12 protein-coding genes are annotated in these 20,662 nt (G+C 55.6%); 2 read left to right on the top strand and 10 right to left on the bottom strand.

The annotated features are described in order from the left end of the window. Positions 1-34 precede the first annotated feature (34 nt). Entirely contained in the window at positions 35-2,281 is a 2,247-nt protein-coding gene (locus J2I46_RS13280) for a hypothetical protein (RefSeq protein WP_207329514.1), read from the top strand. A gap of 170 nt (positions 2,282-2,451) precedes the next feature. Next, positions 2,452-3,387 (top strand): NAD(P)/FAD-dependent oxidoreductase, encoded by a 936-nt coding sequence (locus tag J2I46_RS13275; RefSeq protein WP_207329513.1) that lies wholly within the window; start codon positions 2,452-2,454, stop codon positions 3,385-3,387. A gap of 114 nt (positions 3,388-3,501) precedes the next feature. Here J2I46_RS13275 and J2I46_RS13270 read toward each other — a convergent pair whose 3' ends face one another. The 10 genes from J2I46_RS13270 to J2I46_RS13225 form a co-directional block, all read right to left on the bottom strand. Continuing rightward, on the bottom strand, positions 3,502-4,905 hold the full coding sequence (locus tag J2I46_RS13270; RefSeq protein WP_207329512.1) for a glycoside hydrolase family 28 protein: 1,404 nt from the start codon (positions 4,903-4,905) through the stop codon (positions 3,502-3,504). Between the two features lie 141 nt (positions 4,906-5,046). Beyond that, positions 5,047-5,481, bottom strand: coding sequence for a nuclear transport factor 2 family protein (locus tag J2I46_RS13265; protein ID WP_207329511.1), 435 nt, complete (start codon positions 5,479-5,481; stop codon positions 5,047-5,049). A gap of 344 nt (positions 5,482-5,825) precedes the next feature. Continuing rightward, positions 5,826-8,363: a glycoside hydrolase family 95 protein gene (locus tag J2I46_RS13260; RefSeq protein ID WP_207329510.1), complete on the bottom strand. Its 2,538-nt coding sequence runs from the start codon at positions 8,361-8,363 to the stop codon at positions 5,826-5,828. A gap of 339 nt (positions 8,364-8,702) precedes the next feature. Then, on the bottom strand, positions 8,703-10,577 hold the full coding sequence (locus tag J2I46_RS13255) for a rhamnogalacturonan lyase (RefSeq protein ID WP_207329509.1): 1,875 nt from the start codon (positions 10,575-10,577) through the stop codon (positions 8,703-8,705). Positions 10,578-10,717: 140 nt separating this feature from the next. Next, positions 10,718-13,615, bottom strand: a complete 2,898-nt coding sequence (locus J2I46_RS13250) for an exo-beta-1,4-galactosidase (RefSeq protein WP_207329508.1) — start codon at positions 13,613-13,615, stop codon at positions 10,718-10,720. 120 nt (positions 13,616-13,735) lie between these two features. Then, complete coding sequence (locus J2I46_RS13245; RefSeq protein ID WP_207329507.1) at positions 13,736-15,097, bottom strand: Gfo/Idh/MocA family protein; 1,362 nt, start codon at positions 15,095-15,097, stop codon at positions 13,736-13,738. Positions 15,098-15,250: 153 nt separating this feature from the next. Beyond that, complete coding sequence (rhaM, locus tag J2I46_RS13240; RefSeq protein ID WP_207329506.1) at positions 15,251-15,565, bottom strand: L-rhamnose mutarotase; 315 nt, start codon at positions 15,563-15,565, stop codon at positions 15,251-15,253. An 18-nt stretch (positions 15,566-15,583) separates the two neighbouring features. Next, positions 15,584-18,430, bottom strand: a complete 2,847-nt coding sequence (locus J2I46_RS13235) for a glycosyl hydrolase (RefSeq protein ID WP_207329505.1) — start codon at positions 18,428-18,430, stop codon at positions 15,584-15,586. Positions 18,431-18,560: 130 nt separating this feature from the next. Further along, positions 18,561-19,703, bottom strand: a complete 1,143-nt coding sequence (locus J2I46_RS13230; protein WP_207329504.1) for a glycoside hydrolase family 88/105 protein — start codon at positions 19,701-19,703, stop codon at positions 18,561-18,563. Positions 19,704-19,840: 137 nt separating this feature from the next. Continuing rightward, a complete protein-coding gene (locus J2I46_RS13225; protein ID WP_207329503.1) occupies positions 19,841-20,629 on the bottom strand; it encodes a rhamnogalacturonan acetylesterase in 789 nt (262 codons plus the stop codon). Between the last annotated feature and the right edge of the window lie 33 nt (positions 20,630-20,662).

The raw sequence follows: 20,662 nt of genomic DNA, 5'->3' as shown, positions 1-20,662 counted from the left end.
TACGTCCCCCTTTTTTCAGTAAGCTTTTATTCTCATGAAAATCGAGAAGTCCATTAGGTTTCTGATGGACTTCTTTTTGTGCGTTAGTGCCGCTTCGGCCAAATTCAGACTACTTCCTTCTCTGCTACTCATGCGTTTTTTCTCCTCACTTGTTTTCCTGCTCGCCATCGCCAGCTTCACCGTTGCACAGACGGGGCCGCCTCTTAAAATTGACCGAAAATCGCTGGTTTCCCGCCATGACGTGATCAATACCCGGTTCGATACACTTGGCTCAGTATCCGTTGGTAATGGTGAGTTCGCGTTTACGGTTGATGCAACGGGCCTGCAAACGTTTCCGGATTATTACAAAGACGCCGTTCCGCTCGGTACGCAGTCGCAATGGGGTTGGCATGCGGTACCCAATCCTGCCAATTATAAGCTGAGTGAAGTGTATAACACCATTGATCAGCATGGGCGAAAGGTACCGTACACGTTCTCCATCAAAGGCGCGGGGCGGCAGGAAGCAGTCTCGAACTATTTCCGCGAAAATCCGCACCGGCTCCACCTGGGCATGATCGGCTTCGACCTGAAAAAAGCGGATGGCTCGGCTGTGAAAATGACCGACCTACGAAGCATCCGGCAGACGCTTGATTTATGGAAAGGCGAAATCAGAAGCCATTTCGAGGTCGATAACCAGCCCGTCGATGTGGTGACGATCTGCCATCCTTCGCAGGATATGGTGGCCGTTCAGGTACGTTCCCCGCTGGTTTCGACCGGCCAGTTACAGGTTACGCTGCGGTTCCCATACGGCGCTACTGACTGGGAAGGCATTCCAGATTTCAGCAAGCCCACCCGCCACACCACCCGCCTGCGGCCAACGACTGCCAACGCCGTGGTGATGGAACGCCAGCTCGATACGACCCGCTACACCGCCGCCCTCGCCTGGATAGGAAAGGCCACCGTACGGGAAGTGAAAGCGCACGAGTTTGCGCTAACTCCTGATAAATCAGCTACCACATTTTCATTCACCTGTCGGTTTACGTCAGGCCCAACGCCAGCAAAAACAGGTCAAGCCACTTTTGCTACCACTCAGCAGGCCAACCAGACCCACTGGTACTCGTTCTGGACAACGGGTGGAGCCGTTGACTTGTCGGGCAGTACCGACCCACGGGCGAAGGAACTGGAGCGGCGGATCGTGCTGTCGCAGTACCTGACCAAAATTCAATGCTCGGGCTCTATTCCGCCGCAGGAAACCGGCCTGACCTACAACAGTTGGTACGGCAAACCGCACCTCGAAATGCACTGGTGGCACGCGGCCCATTTTCCCCTATGGAACCGTCCCGCGTTGCTCGAAAAAAGCCTGGGCTGGTACAACGTAGCGCGTCCCGGTGCCGCCGATCTGGCCCAGCGGCAGGGCTTCAACGGCGTTCGCTGGCAGAAGATGGTCGATGAGGTTGGCAACGAAAGCCCGTCGCCGATTGGCCCGTTCTTGATCTGGCAGCAGCCACACTTTATTTACTTTGCCGAACTCAGCTATCGTAATCGCCACGACCAGAAAACGCTGAACGCCTACAAAGACCTCGTCTTCGCCACCGCCGATTTTATGGCGTCCTACGCCTGGCTCGATCCGCAGAAAGGCAAATACATTCTGGGTAAAGGCATGATTCCGGCGCAGGAACGCTTCAAGTACGCCAGCACCTATAACCCGCCGTTCGAACTGGCCTACTGGTGGTGGGGCCTGACTACTGCCCAGCAATGGCGTGAACGCCTCGGCATGCCCCGCAACGCTGAATGGGATAAAGTACTGGCTGGACTATCGCCGTTCCCCGCGCAGGATGGCCTGTATCTTGCCGCCGAAAGTGCGCCCGATTCGTACACCAATCCCGAGTTCATGACCGATCACCCGGCGGTGTTGGGAGCTTATGGCTACATGCCTAAAACGCCCTCGCTCGACGTACCCACGATGAACCGGACTTTCGACAAGATCATGACCGTCTGGAATTGGGAAAGCACCTGGGGTTGGGATTACCCGCTCGTAGCCATGACGGCCGCCCGCCTCGGCAAACCCGACAAAGCCATCGACGCCCTGCTGATGCCGGTGACCAAAAACACGTTCCTGCACAACGGCCACAACTACCAGCGCAACAACCTCCGCATTTACCTGCCCGGTAATGGAGGCCTGCTTACGGCCGTTGCCATGATGTGTGCTGGCTGGGATAACGGGCCAGGTACGTTGTCGCCCGGTTTCCCGAAGAATGGCAAATGGGTAGTGCGCTGGGAAAACCTGGCAAAAATGCCGTAGATACGAAGCGGGCAGGATCAGAAACGTATCTAGAAAAGAGCTAGGCAGTTGATGAGCCTTAATTTATTGCAACGTTGTTGCAATAAATTAAGGCTTTTGCTTGCGAGAAATCAATAATAGTACTCTCTTTGCAACATAGTTGCATGATAACCAATCCACGCGCAGATAACATGGCCAACGAACAAGCATACGACGTACTGATTATTGGCGGCAGCAATGCCGGGCTGAGCGCAGCCATGCTACTTGGCCGTTCTCTTCGACGGGTACTAGTGATCGATGCGGGTAAGCCCTGCAACCAGCAAACGCCCCACTCGCATGGCTTTCTGACCCGCGACGGAGAAACACCAGCGGCGATTTCGGCCATTGCCCGTGAGCAGGTGAGCCACTACCCGACGGTAGAATTTTGGGCCGATACAGCTATTTCGGCCACACAAGTCCGCAACGGGTTTACCGTTACAACGGCTGGTGGCGCATCAGTTTCTGCCCGGAAGCTCTTACTGACAACAGGCATTGCCGATATCATGCCCGACCTAACAGGCTTCGCCGAGTGCTGGGGCATATCGGTGCTGCACTGCCCGTACTGCCACGGATATGAAGTGCATAGTCAGCCGCTGGGTGTACTGGCAAATGGCGAAACGGGTTACGAACTGGCCACATTGATTCAACACTGGACAGGTAAACTCACCTTGTACACCAACGGCTCATCCACGCTGACCGAGGCGCAACGGCAAACGATGGAGCAGTTGCATATCCCAATTGTAGAAACGCCCGTTGCCGCCCTCGAACACAATGCGGGCCAGCTCACGGCCTTGCGTTTTACAGACGGAACACGGGCGCATCCGACAGCTATTTTTGCCCGTGTTCCCTTTCAACACCATACCGACATCGCCAGTCAGCTAGGCTGCGCCATGACCAAAAACAACTTGATTCAGGCGACCGAATTCGGGGAAACCAACGTACCTGGCCTGTTCGCCGCTGGAGACACCACCAATCCTTTCCGACAGGTAGGGATCGCAATCGCCAATGGCTCTAAGGCCGCCGCGTGGATCAATCGGGAGCTGATTACCGAAGACCTGCAACAACGGCTTCAGCTGGCAGTACGATGATGCGTAGGTTCTGCGTTGCTTCGCGCTGTGCGTTGCCGCCGCGAAGCAAATCGAGGTACGTTGCTCCATATATAGCGGCAACGTACCTCGTTTTTTATCAAGCATCAGACGTACCTACAAGCGCAGCCCGTCGCTGTTTTTGACCACGATAGGTTTGCTGTCCTGGGCGGTGATTTGCAGGTTTTTCACCGTCCAGTTTTTGGCGTAGTCGATCTGGCCAGCGGTGTTGGCGGCAATAGTTACGTCAGTAAACGTGAAGTTTTCGAGCAGGGAATTGGCGAGGCCCGCCGCCATGATGCCGCGTTTAGCACCGGTGACGTTCAACCCGGAAATGTGCACGTCTTTGAAGTGCGGAATACCCCGTTCAGCGGGTTCCACTTTGGCCAGCATCGCCTTCCAGTGGGGCGGTAAGGTCGCTTCGGTGTAGCCAGCGGGCAAGGTCGAGTAGCTGTAGCTGGGATTCCAGTTCATGGTTACTTCCACCGGCACACCCACATCTTCCATCGTAATGTTTTCCATGTAAATATCCGATACGGTGCCGCCCCGCGTCATGGCCGACTTTAGGCGAATACCCACGCCGGTACCTTTGGCGGTCAGGTTGCGGGCCATCACGTGGTTTATACCGCCCGATGTTTCGCTGCCAAACGTAATCAGCCCACCACCGGCACCGGATACGCAGTTCTGAATAAGCACATATTCGGTTGGGCGATTCACGCGCAGGCCGTCCCGGTCGCGACCAGCTTTGAGGCAGAAATTATCGTCATTGCAGTCAATATCACAGTTTTGCACCAGGATGTAGGTCGATGAGTCGATATCGATGCCGTCGGTGCTGGGGCCGTGCCCGCCGATGTTGTTGCGGATTATCAGTCCATCGGCCGTGACGTGGTTGGAGTAGAGGATATGGACGGTCCAGAAACCGGCCTGCTGGAGCGTAATGCCTTTGAGTGTCACATCCGACGAGCCGGAAACGAGCAGCGTGCGGGGCCGTTTAGCGTCGTAATCTACGATCCAGCGCAGGCCTTTGGCTTCGTAGTCTTTTCGCAAGGCCCAGTAGCTATCCCAGAACGGTTTCCCCTGCGCGTTGACAATGCCGGTGCCGGTGACCGCCACGTTATTTTGGTCGATGATGTTGATCAGCGCCGCCGGCCAGCGCATTTCGATTCCCGCCACCCGTGTATCGATCTCCGGATAATCGGCCAGCGATTGGCTACCAAGCAGTTCAACACCTTTGTCGAGATGCAGGGTTACGCCTTTTTTCAGGAACAGCGATCCCGTCAGGTATTGCCCCGGCTTGAACGTCACCACGCCGCCACCCTTCGCCGCGCAGGCGTCAATTGTCTGCTGAATGGCTTTCGTCGTGAGCGTTTTCCCATCCGCAACGGCACCATAGGTAGCCGTAGAAAACACCGTTTTTTTCGCTGGTGCAGTGCGTGCCCCTACCAGTTTTACCCAAGCCGGAGGCGCAGATTTTTCAGCAGAGGGAAGGAGTAGGGAAAGAAAGAGAAGGAGGTGGATCATGTTGGAGATTTTTTGTCATCCCGACGCAGGAGGGATCGTGGCGTTCCTTTAGGTAGTGATTAGCCCTTTCAGAAGGAACGCCACGATCCCTCCTGCGTCGGGATGACAAAAAAGAGTTTTCCAAATTACTTAATTGACCAACTACACCTTAACAGCCTGACGACCAACTAGTTTCCAGGCTCCTTTCTGATACACCCACACCAGCAGGATGCCGATATGCGCGGTGGCGGGTACGCCTTTGTTGGCCGTTACGGCCGTCAGCACGTGCCGAACCAGGGCGGTGTTGTCAATGATTTCAATTTTCTGCTCGGTCAGGTCGATGGTTTTAAAGTCGGAGTCGTTGCTGACCAGCGCCCGGATAAACTCGGCTTTATCTTCTATTTTACCCCCCGAGTGGCCGTAGGTTAGCTTATCGGAAACAAGTTCGTTCAGGTTCGCCTCGGTGGGGTCAATCATGGCCTTTCGTAGCTTTTCAACGGCTTCGGCAACACCTTTTTCATTTTTCTGAGCAAAAGTGGCTGTACCCGAGAAGGTGCAGATTGCCAGCGTAGTGGCAAAGAAGAGGAGGGTTTTCATTATTGGGAATTGGTTTAATTTATGGTCTTTAAGCTTCACGGCATTAGGTTACTTTCGACGGGATATGTTGTCGCTTGCCTGTGTCGAGTGACGACTATCAGTAGGGCCTCTGGCCCGTTGGGTAATCATTACCGATGTTAGCCGCCGTTTTGTTTCACTGGCTATGTCCGGGCCAGAGGCCCTACTAATAATCGTCACTCGCCGCAGGCAAGCGACAACGTAGAACTGGTGATTGTGTGTTTTTATCGTCCCGACGACAGGAGGGATCGTGGCGTTCCTTTAGGTAGCGCCTGGCACTTTTAGTAAGAATGCCACGATCCCTCCGTTGTCGGGATGACAAGAAATCATCGAGCGCCCACCAGTACGTACGACTTCCCCGGCGCGGTGGCCAAATCGTATACTGCGACGCCATTAGTAGCGGTTTCTGGTGTTTGGGTCCGGTACTGGCTGACGGGCAGAGCATAAAATGGGTTAGGGTTGACGCCGCTGGAGGGCTTTAAACCAGCAGCAGTCAACGTACCTGGCACTCGCAACCGGCAATTGCCACCGAGGGTCGAGCGCACGACGACGCGGGTTAGTTTACCATTGGCCCAGGTCATATCCAGTTCATAGCCACCGCGCGCTTTAAGGCCTTTCACCTCGCCCGACGCCCAGGCATCGGGGCGGGCAGGCAGCAGATTTAGCACACCATCGTGGCTTTGCAGCAGCATTTCGCCGATGCCCGAGGTGCCGCCAAAATTACCATCGATCTGGAACGGTGGGTGGGCACACAGCAGGTTTGGGTACGTTCCGCCGCCTTTGTTGTAGTTGGTTCCTTCCATACCGGTCAGTTTCAGCAGTTCGCGCAGGAGTTTGTAGGCGTGGTTGCCGTCGTGCAGTCTGGCCCAGAAATTAATCTTCCATGACTTGCTCCAGCCCGTGCCATCATCGCCCCGAATCTCGAGCGTTTTGCGGGCGGCATTGGCCAGCGCAGGCGTGGTCAGCGGCGAAACTTCACGGCCGGGGTGCAAGGCATACAGGTGCGACACGTGCCGGTGTTGCGGATCTTCGTCTTCCCAGTCCTTATACCATTCCTGTAGGTTGCCCTTCTTGCCAATTTGCAGTGGGAACAACTTCTTCTTCGCATCAAGCAATTTCTGCCGGAAATCGGCATCCATGTTCAATTGCTCCGACGCCTGAATCGTGTTGCTGAACACATCCCAGATCAGGGCCATATCCATCGTAGTCGCTACCGATACCGAATTTTTCTCGCCTTTTTCGGTGACGAATACGTTTTCGGGCGAGGTCGACGGGGCAGTGACGAGATGGCCCTTTTGGTCGTCGACCAGCCAGTCGAGGCAGAATTGGGCCGCGCCTTTCATCAGCGGGTAGGCGTAGCCTTTCAGGTACGTTCGGTCACCGGTATAGGCGTAATGATCCCACAGGTGCTGACTCAGCCAGGCACCGCCCATCGCCCAGTTGGCCCACGATGGACTCCCTTTTCCTTTATCGCCAACCGGGTTCGAGAGGCCCCAGATATCGGAGTTGTGGTGGACCGTCCAGCCACCCATGTTATAGAAATTTCTTGTCGTTTCGCGACCGGTTGCGGCCATGTTGCCGATCCAGTCGAGTAGCGGCGTGTGCAGTTCCGACAGGTTGGCCATCTCGGCGGGCCAGTAGTTCATTTCCGCGTTGATGTTGGTGGTGAAGTTGCTGCTCCACGGCGGACGGACCATCGGATTCCAGATACCCTGTAAGTTGGCCGGAACGCCCGGTTCGCCCTCTTTCTTTGGTCGTGACGATGAGATCAGCAAATAACGCCCAAACGCAAAGTAGAGACTCTCCAGCGCCGGATCGGCGGCTCCGTCGGTGTACCGTTTCAGGCGCTCGTCCATCGGCAGGTCTACCGGAGCGGCTTCGCTATTGAGAGTCAGGCTCATGCGGTTAGCCAGCTTTCGGTAGTCAGCGATATGGTCGCGACGAAGTAAGGCAGCAGATTTGGCCATCGCTTTGCTCAGGTACGTCTCGGCCAGTTTTTTTTCGTCGCGTCCGTCGCTGTCGGGGCATTTATCGAAGCCGTTGAAACTGGTGGCAGCGGTCACGTACAGCACAGCTTCGGTCGCGCCCTGAATCCGAATGCCAGCCGTATCCGTCGACGCTTGGCCATCGGTCGACTTTACCTTCACCCGCCAGTCGAAGCGCATGCCTTTGCAGCCCGCACTGTCGGTATAAATCACGGCTTGTTTGTTATAATTGACGTAGTTGGGGTCGGCATGGGCGGGCGCTTTACCGCGCATAACCAGTTCATCGCGACCCGGTACCGTTTTCGAGATCGGGTGCGGACTGCGCGTAGCAGCGGTAAAATTTAGTGCTCCCTTTTTACTCGACGTGAGCCGGATAACAATTACCTGATCGGGTGCCGACACGAATATTTCTCGGGTATAGGTCACGCCATCGATGGTAAAACGGGTGGTCGCGGTGGCGTTGGTAATGTCCAGATCGCGGTAGTAATTCGTGGCTGTACCGGTCAATGGCTGTTTCAATACCAGATCACCCAGCGGCTGATACGCGTCGGAGTAGAGGCCCTGAAGTTTCTGCGTCAGCTTGGCGGCCTGTGCGTAATCTTCCCGGAACAGGGCTTCGCGGACCTCAGGCAGGAATTTGGCCACACCCGGATTTGGATTCCGGTTCACCGGCCCACCCGACCAGAGCGTTTCTTCATTGAGTTGAAGCAGTTCTTCATTCACCTTCCCGAACACCATCACGCCCAATCGGCCGTTGCCCACGGGCAGCGCTTCATTCCAGTTTCGGGCGGGTTGTTTGTACCAGAGTGCCTGCGTTTTTTGCCCAAACGAGGCAAGCGACAAAATCAGGAAAAGGGCAAGAAAAGGTAATCGTGTCATCCGTTAAAGAAAGCAAGTTTGTGAAGGTAAAGGGTGGCGGGTCGCCGCGTTTACTTAGTTGGGATCGATTTATACAGGGGCGGTGGTTATCTGCTTCGCGTTCTAGTATGCCACTTAAATTGATTGATTATCGCGAACTAGCAGCGCTTTTGTCATCCCGACGTCAGGAGGGATCTTGGCGTTCTTATTAAAAGTGCCAGCCGCTAACAGAAGGAACGCCGCGACCCCTCCTGTCGTCGGGATGACAAAAGCGCGGCTCACCAATGTATAGGAAAGTTCCGGTATCGAAGGGTCTGGCTCGCGAAGCCGTGCGAAAGCAACTTCTTACAACACACCCCCTCACTTCGCTTTCGTCACGATGTTTGGCTGTGGTGGCATGATCATATCGGTGCCCAGATAGAAGCTGGGATGCGGAGGCTGGTTGTAGGCTGAATTCTGATGGGCTACGGCTACGCGGTATTGGGCGTCGTGCATGAGCGTGAATAGGCGGGTGTCGGTGAGGTCGGTGGTGGTGAACAGGAGTAGTTCCGTGTTGGTGCTGTTGCGATAAACGATCTCTTCGCGCCAGTCGCCGAGCAGGTCGGCCGTAACGCCGGGGTTCGCTTTGGTGCTGTTGTTCGACACGCCGTCTGCCACATCAGCGGCCGAAAACAGGCGGTTGTTTGTGTTCGTTGCCGGATCCCATTTGCTGACCCGTGGGCCATCGAGCAGTTCGCGCGAAAGATCACCATCCCACCAGATAGCGAAGTTGACAGGTGGCTTTTTTGTGCCGATTTGCTGGCCTTTGCAATCGTACAGGCCGCCGGTAGCTCCCCAGCATTCGTAGCCTTTGTGCGTCGGATCGATATCGGCGGCAAGGCTCCGGCCAATATCACCAGTGCCCGGTACGCCCCAGAGCGGTTGCCCCGTTTTCGCATCACGAAATTCAAGACCGTAGTTACCATACGAACGCGGTGACTCGTGGCACTGCCAGATTTCCTGACCGGGTCGATCGGGGTCTATATCGCTCATATGCAACGCGTCGCCGTGTCCCAGTCCGTTGGTGTACAGCCCCTTGCCATCATCGTCGATCACGCTGGATCCGTTGACAATTTCATCTTTTCCATCGCCATCTACATCGCCCGTCGTGAGCTGGTGATTGCCCTGACTCCGATACGCCCGGTTTTCAGGCGACGATTCACTGTCGAAGATCCAGCGTTGGGTTAGTTTGCCATTGCGCCAGTCCCAGGCGGCGCGCACCAGCCGGGTGTAATAACCACGACCCATAACCAGGCTGGGGCGCTGACCGTCGAGGTAGGCCACTGTCGAAATGAAGCGGTCGATGCGGTTGCCGTTGGCATCGCCCCAGGTAGCCCGCATCTGGTCGTCGGTCGGGTTGTCGCCGCCTACGGGGTCGCGTTGGGGCAGGAACGTTGTGCTGGCCATGGCCGCGCCCGTTTGCCCGTTGAAGATAGTCAGAAACTCAGGCCCTTTCAGGATAAAGCCTTTCTCGTTCCGGTGATCGGCGCTGGCCTCACCAATGACCTTACCCTTTCCGTCAACGGTGCCATCGGCGGTTCGGCAGGCGATTTCGGCTTTCCCGTCGCTGTCCAGATCGTAGACCATAAACTGCGTATAGTGCGCCCCCGCCCGAATATTCTGGCCCAGGTCGATGCGCCAGAGGCGGGTACCGTTCAGTTTGTAGCCATCCAGGTATACATTTCCGGTAATACCCGCCTGTGAATTGTCTTTCGCATTCGACGGGTCCCACTTCACTACAATCTCGTAGTCGCCGTTGCCATCCAGATCACCCACGCTGCAGTCATTGGCGACGTAGCTGTAAGCCTGTCCGGCGGTGGTAGTCCCACTAGCTGGTGCTTGAATCGGGATCGACAGGTAATTTTTCGCCCACACCTGCGCTTCTTCCGAAGCGGCCTGCTCTTTACCATTAACCACCGCACGCACTGTATACGTACCTGACGTGCTTGTCTTATCGATCAGGTTTGTGGCACCGGTAATAGGTGATGGATTAATCTTTGTTTTCCCCCGATACACATTGAACGCCACGTCGGCCGGATCAGTCCCGAACAGTCGCCAGCCTACGTAGACGACATCGCCGCTCCTCCGAACGGCCACTACGCCCCGGTTCAGGCGCTCCATCTGGCGCTGGGCTAGCGTGACTACCGTGGGCATAAGGCAGCTCAGGAAAAGTAGGGAAAGTGTTCTGAGATTCATGGGTTAGGACTATTAGGGTGTAGGATTTGTGCTAGTGTGCTGTTGCTAACGCGCTTGTGAATTGCTTCGCGCTTCAGGCCCTTCGGCTAGGCGTCAGCAATTTGCGCCATCCACCCACACCAGCAACGTACCTGCGCCAATCAATACTTCAGCTGCGCTTTCGTTTTTAGCTCATCCGGCGCATCAGCGGTGTAGGCTTTGAACGTATCCTGCGAGGGGGTTGTGAATAGCTTTTTTATCACCGATAGCTCGACGGATTCTTTCGGATCAAAACGCGCCGACTCCATGTAGGTCGTTAGGCTGTGAAGCAGTTGACGGGCGACGGGGCGGCCTTCGGGATTGCTCATCAGGTCGGCACTGCACAGCATCAGTTTACCGGGGCCAACACGCGTTTCGAGGATCATGCCCAGGCGACGGTTCAGGAACCAGGTGTCGATCGGTTGAACCAGCGGGCGGAACGAGAGCGGGAACTCTTCGAGGTTCATTACCTGCGCTTTGTTCACGATTTCCCACCATTGCAGGTTGCTGTGATACTCTGTCGGAAAATCGGCGAAGGCGGGGTGTTTCGGGTCGACGAGAAAGCCGAGCGTGTGGGGCGGCCGCATTTTGAACCACGACGTGTTCCAGAATACCGGTGCCAGTTGCTGCACCACTTCTTTCCCTTTCTCGATTTTACCGGCCGCCTGCAAAAAGACTTTTCCGCCGTTTTTCAGCGTCTCCTCAGCTTTGGCATCCAATTCCGTGCAGAAATAAATAGCGTCGGACTTAGCCTCAGGCACGGTAGTCGGGTACACCCAGATATCCCAATCGTTGGTAATCGACGTACCCACGATGGAAACGGTGAGTTTAAGCTTCTGGGCTTTAGTGAAACGACCTAGCGGTACCGAAATGCTACCGATCGCGTTGTTGCTGCCAATTGGAATGGTAGCCAAGTCAATGTCTCCACTGGCCGGCATGATCTTTTTCTCTGCGTCGGTGATCGTCCAGTTTATGGTCACGTCGGTCAGCGGTGCTTTCCCGAAATGGCACAATTCAAGATCGGCCTGTAAGATTTCGTTGGCCTTGTACACGAACTTGGGCAGACGGGCCAGCAACACAGTCGGGGCGCAGAAACGGGTAAACTCCGGGGCGGTCAGGTAGCCTTTTTCGTCCCAGAACGGGTCGAGCAGGCCGACCAGCGCGGTTCCCTGACCCGAGTAATCGTTGAGCGACAGCATCTGGAAACCGGCCGAACCGGGCGTTCGGAAGGCCATTTCCATTTCGGTCTTGTAGCTCAATACCTGCAATTTGCCCGTCGCCATCAGGAAATCGTCGCTCAGGTCGGCCATGCCCCGGTCGGCGAGGTCTTCCTGAAACAGTTCGAAATTCTTCGCTTTGTACACGCCCGTGTACTTCTTGATTTCCTTGAAGTTCGGAAACACGCACCATTGCCCCAGTTCGTGTGTCACGTATGGGACTTTGAAATCGGCGATCTTACTGCGGTAATCGCTCCTACTTTCGGGAAGCTGATTCCAGGGCAGTCCACGCGGGCCTGACTTGATCATGTACTCGTTTTCGGGCACCAGCGGCCAGCTCATCGCCACCGACGCGCCGGTGTATTTCCGACGCGGGTCTTTCGCTTTCCAATAGTTGATGAATTTGGCCAGGTACTGGGCCTGCTTGCCGCCGCGCGGCTCGTTGCCGTAAGCCAGCAAGCAGTAGGACGCGTAGTTGCCATAAGCCTTGCCCATCCGGTCGGTTTCGTCGTAAATGAATTTGTCGATCGGGTGCCCATCGCCGAGCGACGACCCGTGATTGGCCCAGCTTGGCCCTTCTGGTTGCAGGTAAAAACCAACGAGGTCGGCCGCTTCAAACGCCGCTTCGGGCGGACAATACGAGTGGAACCGCATGTGATTCAGGCCGTATTTCTTCGCAATCGTGTAGACACGTACCCAGGCCGCCACGTCCATTGGCGCGTAGCCTGTCAGCGGAAACTGGCAGTTCTCTACCGTCCCGCGCAGAAACGTCGGCCGACCGTTGACGGTGAACCGGGTTCCGTCGATGCCGAATTCGCGCATCCCGAACGACACCTGCCGGTCGCTTTGCAGACCGGTGGTCGTTTTGATGGTGGCCGTCAGCCGATATAGGGCCGGATCGAACTCATCCCAGGTCAGGAAGTTCGCGCCCATTGGCAGGTCAACTTCGACAACCTTTTCTGTTCCCTCCAGCTTTACCGGCACTGTCAACGGCTTCACGGTCTGCTTTACAGGCGAATTGAAACTGACCGCCGATAACGTGATGGTGCCCGATGTGGCTTGTTTCTGTAAGCTATGGACGGTCAGCTTCACCCGCGCCCGCTTGTTGGCCAGATCGGGATATATCTGCACATCGTCGAACCAGACGGGGGCTTCAGCGCGGAGTTCGAGCTTACCCACAATGCCGTTCCAGTTGCCCTGAGTATGGTCGGTGAGGCTGTGCGAATCTTTACCGACGTTGATCTCCTTGATTCGGTTGTCGATACGAATCGTAATGGTGTGTTTGCCGGGCGTCAGGGCGCTGCTGAGGTCGTATTCATGCGCTACCACCATGCTGTTTTGCAGGCCAACCTCCCGATCGTCGACCCAGACGCGGGTTTCGGTATGCGCCCGTTCCAGCACCAGCGTAACGTGTTGCCCCGCCCAGGCTTTCGGGATCGTGACGTCTTTCTGGTACCAGGCTGCGCCCACGTAATACTTCGCCGGTGTCAGCCAGAACGGAAATTTCAGGTTGTCGGGCTGCCGGTACTGGGCCATCCGTGGATTGAAATACCACGAACTATCGTAGATGCTGCCCGTCCACTGCGTATTCAGCGTCACCTTGTCGCCCTTGTCGTTTTCAAGCATCGAGCCCGGCAGCCTGATGGTTTCCGGCAGTGTGGCACCGAACCATCTCTCGGTCACCCCAACATCAGCCGGGTCCGTCCGAAACCGCCATTGGCCTTTCAAGAAGATGGGTGACGGAGCGGCTATACTGCTGAACGATAAGATAAGCAGGAAAAGCGTTCGTAACGAGTTGAGCATGTTGGGGAAGTGGGGAATTGAAGCGAAAAATGGTGCTATCAGGATTGTGTCGCCTCGTGAATGTTGGCTTCGCGCTACGTGCCCGGACGCGGGACCGCCTTTATACTTGAAACGACGTACCTACGCCTTCACGGCCAGCGGTTTCAACTCCGTGAGGTCGGCGATGTTGATGGGCTTGCCGGAGTCGACGCTTTTGCGGGCGGCAATACCAACCAGAATCGCCATCGCCCCATCACGGCTACCGGCCGATTGGCGGAACGTATCAGGTGCTTTGGGATTGCGGAAAATCTTGTCGCGCAACAGGGCATCACCACCACCGTGACCGTCTGCCTGAGGTACGCGGATGGTCTCGATCTTGCCGAAGTTGTGCGAGATCATGATCTCGTCGTACGGCTCCAGCGTCATCGCGCCGGTCTCTTTGATCCAGGCTTCCACGCGGCCTTTGGTGCCGTTAAAGGCAATGCGGTAGCCTTCGTAGGGTGAGTAAGTTGTCAACGAATAGGCTACGTTTACACCGTTGGCGTAGTGGATCGTCGCCGCCATTTTGTCGAAGATGTTGATGTCTTCTTTGTAAACGCAGCCGTCGCGCAGATAACCGTCGAACTTCTCGTTATCAGCATACAGGGCCATCAGACGTTTGTCTTTGGTCATGTCGTAATAGAACGAGCACTTGTCTTTGAACGTGCAGGGACGGCAGTTCGTCGATCGGAACGGGCCGTTTTTGCCGTAGTTATCGAGCGATGCCTGCGCATAAACCGTCTGTGGTTCTGATTCGAGCCACCAGTTCAGCAGGTCGAAATGGTGACTGGCTTTATGCACCCAAAGCGAGCCGCTGTTCTCACGCAGTCGGTGCCAGCGACGAAAATAGTCAGCGCCGTGTTTTACGTCGAGATACCAGTGAAAATCAACCGACGTCACCTTGCCGATAGTGCCGGCGCGAAGGATTTCGTATAACTTCTGGCGGTGTGGTGAGTAGCGGTAGTTGAACGTCACGGTCACCTTCTTGCCCGTTTTGCGCTCGGCGGCCAGAATGGCGTTGCACTTGGTTTCGTCGGTCGTCATCGGCTTTTCCGTGATGATGTCCGCGCCCATTTCCATGCCTTTGATGATGAACTGATCGTGCGTAGCGTCGACCGTGGTGACGATGAGCAGGTCGGGTTTCGCCTCCTTCATCATCGTCTCGAAATCGGTATAGAGCGGGCAGGTCACGTTCAGCATCTTCCGCGCCGTTTCTGCCCGACCGGGGTTCTTGTCGCACAAGCCTACAAATTCGATGATATCGCCGAACTCTTTTGCAACAGGAACGCCCCACATGCTGGTGCCCCGGTGGCCGGTGCCGACCATGGCTACCCGACGTTTCACCGCCGAATTTGGATCAATTGACGCGGCAATGGCCGCCATGCTACTGGCAGAAAGCAGCCCCGCCGTAGCGGCAGCTGATTGCTGAATAAATGTTCTTCGGGAAAGGTTTTCGGTCGACATAGGGAAAAAATTTCTGTCCTCTGTCCTCCGTCTTCTGTCCTCTGTTGCGCTGCTAAGTAGCGAAGCAACAGAGGACAGAAGACGGAGGACAGAGGACTATTTTACATACAAATCTACTTTTTCGAACCGCCGAACCTTCCCGTACTTACCTGCCTAATCGGCGTGGAAAATAAACTCCAGCGGCTTGGCTATAGGCGAATTATCCGGGTTAGTGTCCATCAGATCGGCCATGTAAGCCCACCAGCGTTTCATGACGGGCAGATCGGGTAGCGCATCGGCTGTGTGGCCGGGCAGCCGTTTCTGCACGGCGAACAACGTACCTGAAGTCGGGTCGAGATAGATCGAGTAATCTCGGATGCCCGCTTCGGTCAACGCCGCCGACAGTTCCGGCCAGATTTCATCATGCCGACGTTTGTACTCCGCCACAACGCCGGGCTTCAACTGCATGGTAAAGGCTATTTCTCCCATTTTTGTGGTTTTGCTTTCTTACTTCACGTCTGCCACGGTAACCGGCGTAATCATCACCGGACCCAATAAACCAGATGGTTTCAGGTCCCATTTTTCGGCGGTGAAATTACCGTCGGCACCCCGGTCTTCTTTCAGGCGGGCCGACATGTTGATGTTGTAGAATTTCTTCCAGACTACATGGTTTTTGTCCATGTCGATAATGCGGTTGGCCATGCTGTTCGAGACACTGACGACCAGCGTGTTGGTAGCTTTCAGCGCCGACTTCGGCACCGTTACCTGATATACCGGACCAAGCAGCGTACCCAGATTGACGCCGTTTAGCTGTACCTGCGCACTTTCGGCCACCCCACCCAGATCGAGCAGGTAGTCGGCAGCCCCGCCCGTTGGCATCGGGAACGTGATCGAATAAGCGGCAGTGCCAGAGAATTTCTTCACGGCATCGCCCTCCAGTTTTGTCCAGGTGCCAAGCTCGGTTGTCTGCACTGGCTTGGGTAATTCGGGGCCACCTTTCGTGAAGTTGATCGTCCAGGTGCCGGTAATTGGCTGGGCAGGGCCGGTCGCTTTCCGGTAAGCGTAGGCAGGTCCGTTGACGGCCGTATTGGTCAGGTCCAACATACACGATTCGCCGGGGGCCAGTTGCAGATAGACCTCGCTGCCCGTACTTGTGGTGCGGATGGGTGCCATGCCGGTTTGGCCGGTCATGGGATTGTATAGCGCCGCCGATTTAGCCGACGACTGAAGGGGTATCCAACCGTCGGTGGCTTTCTCGCCCCAGTTGGCGATGAAGTAGTAATGCCCGGTTTTGGTAGCCCGCCGAATACACTGCAAGCCGTTGTCGACCATCGTTTCGCGGGCAACGTCGGCCGCGACCAGAAGCTGATCTACGTTCTTCCCCGTCAGGATCTGCCCTTTCCCGCCAACCTCGGCTCGTTGTACTTCCTTTGTATTGGTGAACTTAAGTTCCGATAGCAGACCATCGAACGTAGCCTGACGCGCTTCCAGATTGCCCATTCCATTTACGTGCTCCGGCATTCCACCGGCGAAAATGACCGTTGCGCCGTTCTGGGCCAGCTTCATTAGTTGCTGCAACGTACCCAGTGGCATACGATCCACATCAGGCACCAGAATTGTTTTGTAGTTGACACCGCCGGTTTGCAGCTTTCCGCCTGCCGTGGTCACGCCCATTAGTTGCTTGTCGGAAATGAAGTCGAACGCGTAGCCTTTCGCCAGCATCGCTTCAGTCTGTTCCTCTACCGGCAGCCCTTTGAACCCGTGGTCGATACCGTCGAAATGTTGCAGCAACACCTTACCGGGACGGGTGTAGGCATCGTAGATGGGCAGATACACCAGCACATCGTTATCAGGCTTCCCAGCCTGTAAAAACGACTGACACCGCGCTACGTAGGTGTTCAGTTGGCCGAAATCGGTCCAGAAGCTGTTATTTGGGTTGAAATGGACGGCGGCGTAGAACAGCCAGCCCGGCCAGGCGGCGCTTTGGGGCGAGTAGTTGGTACCGTGGTAGAAGGTATGGTTCACGCCGCCCAGCAGGAAGCGATCCATGTCTTTCTTGATGTCGCTCAGCTTCGACAGGAAATGCTCGTTATCCCAGGTCGCCGACTCCGACGACGTCAGCTGTTTGCCCATCACGTGCGCCGCCGATGACGCAAATTTGATGCGCAACAATTCCGTGCCTTCAATTTCGGGAATGTCAGTGATGGCGTAGAGATCGAGGATATTGGCGGGCGAACCGTGGGCCTGATTCCGAATCAGCTTGCCCTTACCCTTCGCCCAGGTACTCCAGGTTTTGGTGTAGTTTTCGAGCAATAACTCCGAAATCGTTTCGCGGTAATCGCTTAGCACGCGCTTGTTGGCGTCGTCGCTGTCCTTGCCAAACAGCGCGGGCAAATGGGCTTTCAGATCGTAGCCGCGCCGTTTTTTGAACTCGGCAAACATGTTCGGCGTCCAGTTGCCCTCGCCTGAGGCGTCATCTACTTCGTAGGAATCGTTGAAGAATGCCCGCAGCGATTTCAGGTTATAGCCTTTAAACGCCTTGTCGAATCGCGCCAGATAATGGTCAGTGGCGGTTTTCGAAAAGTGGTCGATCACGTCGCCCTCGCCGCCGGGACCAGCCCGCTCGACCTGCTTGCCGTGCCAGCCTTCAAATACGGCATACAGCGTCCAGTTCCCAACGGGAGCCACCCAGTCCAACGTACCTGACTTATCAACGCGGCTGGTCAGCTCAATGGGTTCCCCTTTCTCGGGATATGCCATCAGGCTTTGCAGCGGCAGCGGTTTCTCGAAACGTACCTGATCGAATGCGTGCAACTGCAGATCAGGGTTCTTCGCGATTGGATCGACCAGCTTTTTGATATCAATCGGCTCGCCCACTACCCGCATCAGCGGCTTCTGCATGTAAGTAACAGGCTCCTTCAGCGACTCGCCGCCTTTCACGGTGTAAGAGCTGTAGGCCACGTACTTGCAGGCATCTTCCGGTGTTACCCAGGGACCACCAAAGGGCCATCCCGACGCCTGCGCCAGATCCACGCCCATGCCCAGTCGCTGTGCTTCGGTCAGCGTGTGTGTCAGGCGATCCATCCATTTTGTCGACAGGAAGTTGATGAACTGCTTCTCCTCCCCTTTTACGCCGTAGATCGGGGTAATTTCAACACCGCCTAAGCCAGCTTTCTGGTATTGCTCCATCAGGCGCGTGAGGTCTTTGTCGTTTACGGCGCTACCCATCCACCACCAGCGCGTCCAGGGCCTGGCCTGTTGGGTAATGGCCGGCCATTTCGGCTGACTGTAAGCAGTCAATCCAGCGGTTAATAAAGCCGTCAGAAGCAGGCCGGGGACTATATATTTTCTCATGTCGGTTAAGGGAATTTAGGCTAGTAGTGGTTGACGCGTTTGCTGGCTTCGTGCTTTACAGTATTGCTTCGCGCTGCAAGCCCTTCGACTAGGCGTCAGCCCACTACAGCGCGAAGCCAACCACAAGAAGCTACTTCAATTTATACACTTCGGCGCCAGCGAGCAGGAAGCAGCCGAGGCCGTAATCTTCGAAATCAGGTTTGCTGGTAAACGTTACCGGCTGACCTTCCTTCGGCTCTTTACCCGTTCCCTGCACCCAGCCCAACCGGCCGTCGGTATCCACGCTCTCAGTGGCCATGGCATTCCAGCCTTTAGCCACGATGGGCGCGTATACCTTCTTGTCGAGCAGGCCGTTGCGCATTCCCCAGGCCATGCCGTATACAAACAGAGCTGTGCCGGTCATTTCTTTACCCCCGAAATTGGTCGGATCGTGCAAACTCACGTTCCAGTAGCCGTCCGGGCGTTGTAACGGTGCCAGCGCCTTCATCATGGCCAGATACGTTTGCTGGTATTCAGCGCGGTGCGGGGCATCTTTCGGCATAATTTCCAGCACCTTCACCAGGGCCGCCACAACCCAGCCGTTGCCCCGCGACCAATAGCAGTCTTCGCCGTTGGGCTCCTTGTAGGGTGGCACAAAATCCTTATCACGCCACCACAGCCCGTCTTTCGGATTGTACAGGCCCTGCCCGCCATGCTTCGTTTTCGAGTACATGTAAATCTGGTACATCTTCTCGAAGTAAGCCGGATTCTTATAGATCACCCCCAGCTTGGCAAACACCGGCATGGCCATCTGTAACGCATCGATCCAGTTCCAATCATCCACTTTCGGACTCGCCACCATCGAATCAATCGACGCTTTGATGTCGTGAATGCGTTGGGGTTGCCGGTCGATCAGGTAAAGGTCAATGTAGGTCTGGCCACAGCACTGATCATCGGCGTTGCGGGTTTTTATGCCGCTCCGCATGCCCCAGTTGTGCTTCATGCCCCAGTCGACGGCGTAGTCGTAGTAGCGTTTCTGCTTGTCGGTTTCGTAGAGCGCCATCAGTCCCTCGTAGTATACGGCACGCGTCCAGATGTGGCTGGGGCGCGTTTTATTGGTCACGATTTCTTTGCCAGTATCGGGCCATTTGGCCATGAAGTAATCATTGGCCAGCGTCATTCTCTGGAGAATCTCCTTTTTGAGCGGCAGCTTCTGGGCATTAGCCAACAGCGCCATTGTCAGCAACAGGCAAGCGACAACTACGCTACGAAGCAACGGTGAGGTATTTTTCATCGGTTAAGAATTGGCCAGGAATAGAGTAAGCCTAGTAAAGAGGCAAAGAAGGTCATTACAAGTAATACATGCCTCCTGAACTCTCCTGTTATTCGGGGAAAGGTATAGTTAGTTTGTTCACTCGTCAGGTTGCTCCCTTACAACTTCACCACATACTTGTTGAGCGGGCAATCTTTCAGTTGCCGGAGGCCTTCCACAACGGCGGCGGCGTTGTAGGTGGCACCGTTGTAATTGGTGTGGGTATGATCGCCGGGGAAGAAATCGGTTTTCAGTCTGGCTTCGTCGTAACCCGCTTCGTATTTCTTCGCGATGATCTCATTCAGGTCAATGAAATACGCTCCGCCCGCCGTAGCTGCTTCGGACGCCCATTTTCCGTAACTGTTAGACCCACGCTCTACCTTTCCCCCTTTCCAGACATTGCGCGGCACCAGCGAACACACGATCGGCGTGGCCCCTTTTGCTTTTGTGTCGGCGATGTATTTCTTCATGTACCAGCCAAACGAGTGTACAACTTCGTGTTTTTTAGTCAGCATGTTGTCGATTTCCTGCGTTTCGTCGCCCATGCCTTTGATCGACCCACGGGCACGGGTGCTGTCGTTGATGGCGCCGCCATCGTTATGGCCAAACTGCATGATCACAAAATCGCCGGGAGCCAGCCGTTCCATGATCTTGTCCCAGCGCCCTTCGGTCAGGAAGGTGCGGCTGCTACGTCCGCCAATGGCGTGGTTTTCGATGTGGATGCGCGTGGTGTCGAAATGCGCGGAAATCAGACTGCCCCAGCCCCAAAGCCCGTCCGACCCTTTCCCGGAGCCATTCCGAACGGTAGAGTCACCAATGATATATAGCGTTGGACGCGGTGCCTGCATCGCCGCGATGCCAGCGATGGCACCAAGGGCGAACAGGGTTAATTTGAGGTACGTTTTCATGTTGAAGCTTAGAGATTTGATTGTTAGTGTCGG

Origin of the sequence: Fibrella forsythiae, assembly GCF_017353175.1 — a bacterium.
Taxonomy (GTDB): Bacteria; Bacteroidota; Bacteroidia; order Cytophagales; family Spirosomataceae; genus Fibrella; species Fibrella forsythiae.
This window is presented reverse-complemented; position numbering and strand designations above follow the sequence as displayed.

What these genes read in the sequence shown, in the direction of transcription:
- J2I46_RS13280 (WP_207329514.1), top strand. Translation starts at nt 35, where the DNA reads ATGAAAATCGAGAAGTCCATTAGGTTTCTGATGGACTTCTTTTTGTGC.
- J2I46_RS13275 (WP_207329513.1), top strand. Translation starts at nt 2,452, where the DNA reads ATGGCCAACGAACAAGCATACGACGTACTGATTATTGGCGGCAGCAAT.
- J2I46_RS13270 (WP_207329512.1), bottom strand. Translation starts at nt 4,905, where the DNA reads ATGATCCACCTCCTTCTCTTTCTTTCCCTACTCCTTCCCTCTGCTGAA.
- J2I46_RS13265 (WP_207329511.1), bottom strand. Translation starts at nt 5,481, where the DNA reads ATGAAAACCCTCCTCTTCTTTGCCACTACGCTGGCAATCTGCACCTTC.
- J2I46_RS13260 (WP_207329510.1), bottom strand. Translation starts at nt 8,363, where the DNA reads ATGACACGATTACCTTTTCTTGCCCTTTTCCTGATTTTGTCGCTTGCC.
- J2I46_RS13255 (WP_207329509.1), bottom strand. Translation starts at nt 10,577, where the DNA reads ATGAATCTCAGAACACTTTCCCTACTTTTCCTGAGCTGCCTTATGCCC.
- J2I46_RS13250 (WP_207329508.1), bottom strand. Translation starts at nt 13,615, where the DNA reads ATGCTCAACTCGTTACGAACGCTTTTCCTGCTTATCTTATCGTTCAGC.
- J2I46_RS13245 (WP_207329507.1), bottom strand. Translation starts at nt 15,097, where the DNA reads ATGTCGACCGAAAACCTTTCCCGAAGAACATTTATTCAGCAATCAGCT.
- rhaM (WP_207329506.1), bottom strand. Translation starts at nt 15,565, where the DNA reads ATGGGAGAAATAGCCTTTACCATGCAGTTGAAGCCCGGCGTTGTGGCG.
- J2I46_RS13235 (WP_207329505.1), bottom strand. Translation starts at nt 18,430, where the DNA reads ATGAGAAAATATATAGTCCCCGGCCTGCTTCTGACGGCTTTATTAACC.
- J2I46_RS13230 (WP_207329504.1), bottom strand. Translation starts at nt 19,703, where the DNA reads ATGAAAAATACCTCACCGTTGCTTCGTAGCGTAGTTGTCGCTTGCCTG.
- J2I46_RS13225 (WP_207329503.1), bottom strand. Translation starts at nt 20,629, where the DNA reads ATGAAAACGTACCTCAAATTAACCCTGTTCGCCCTTGGTGCCATCGCT.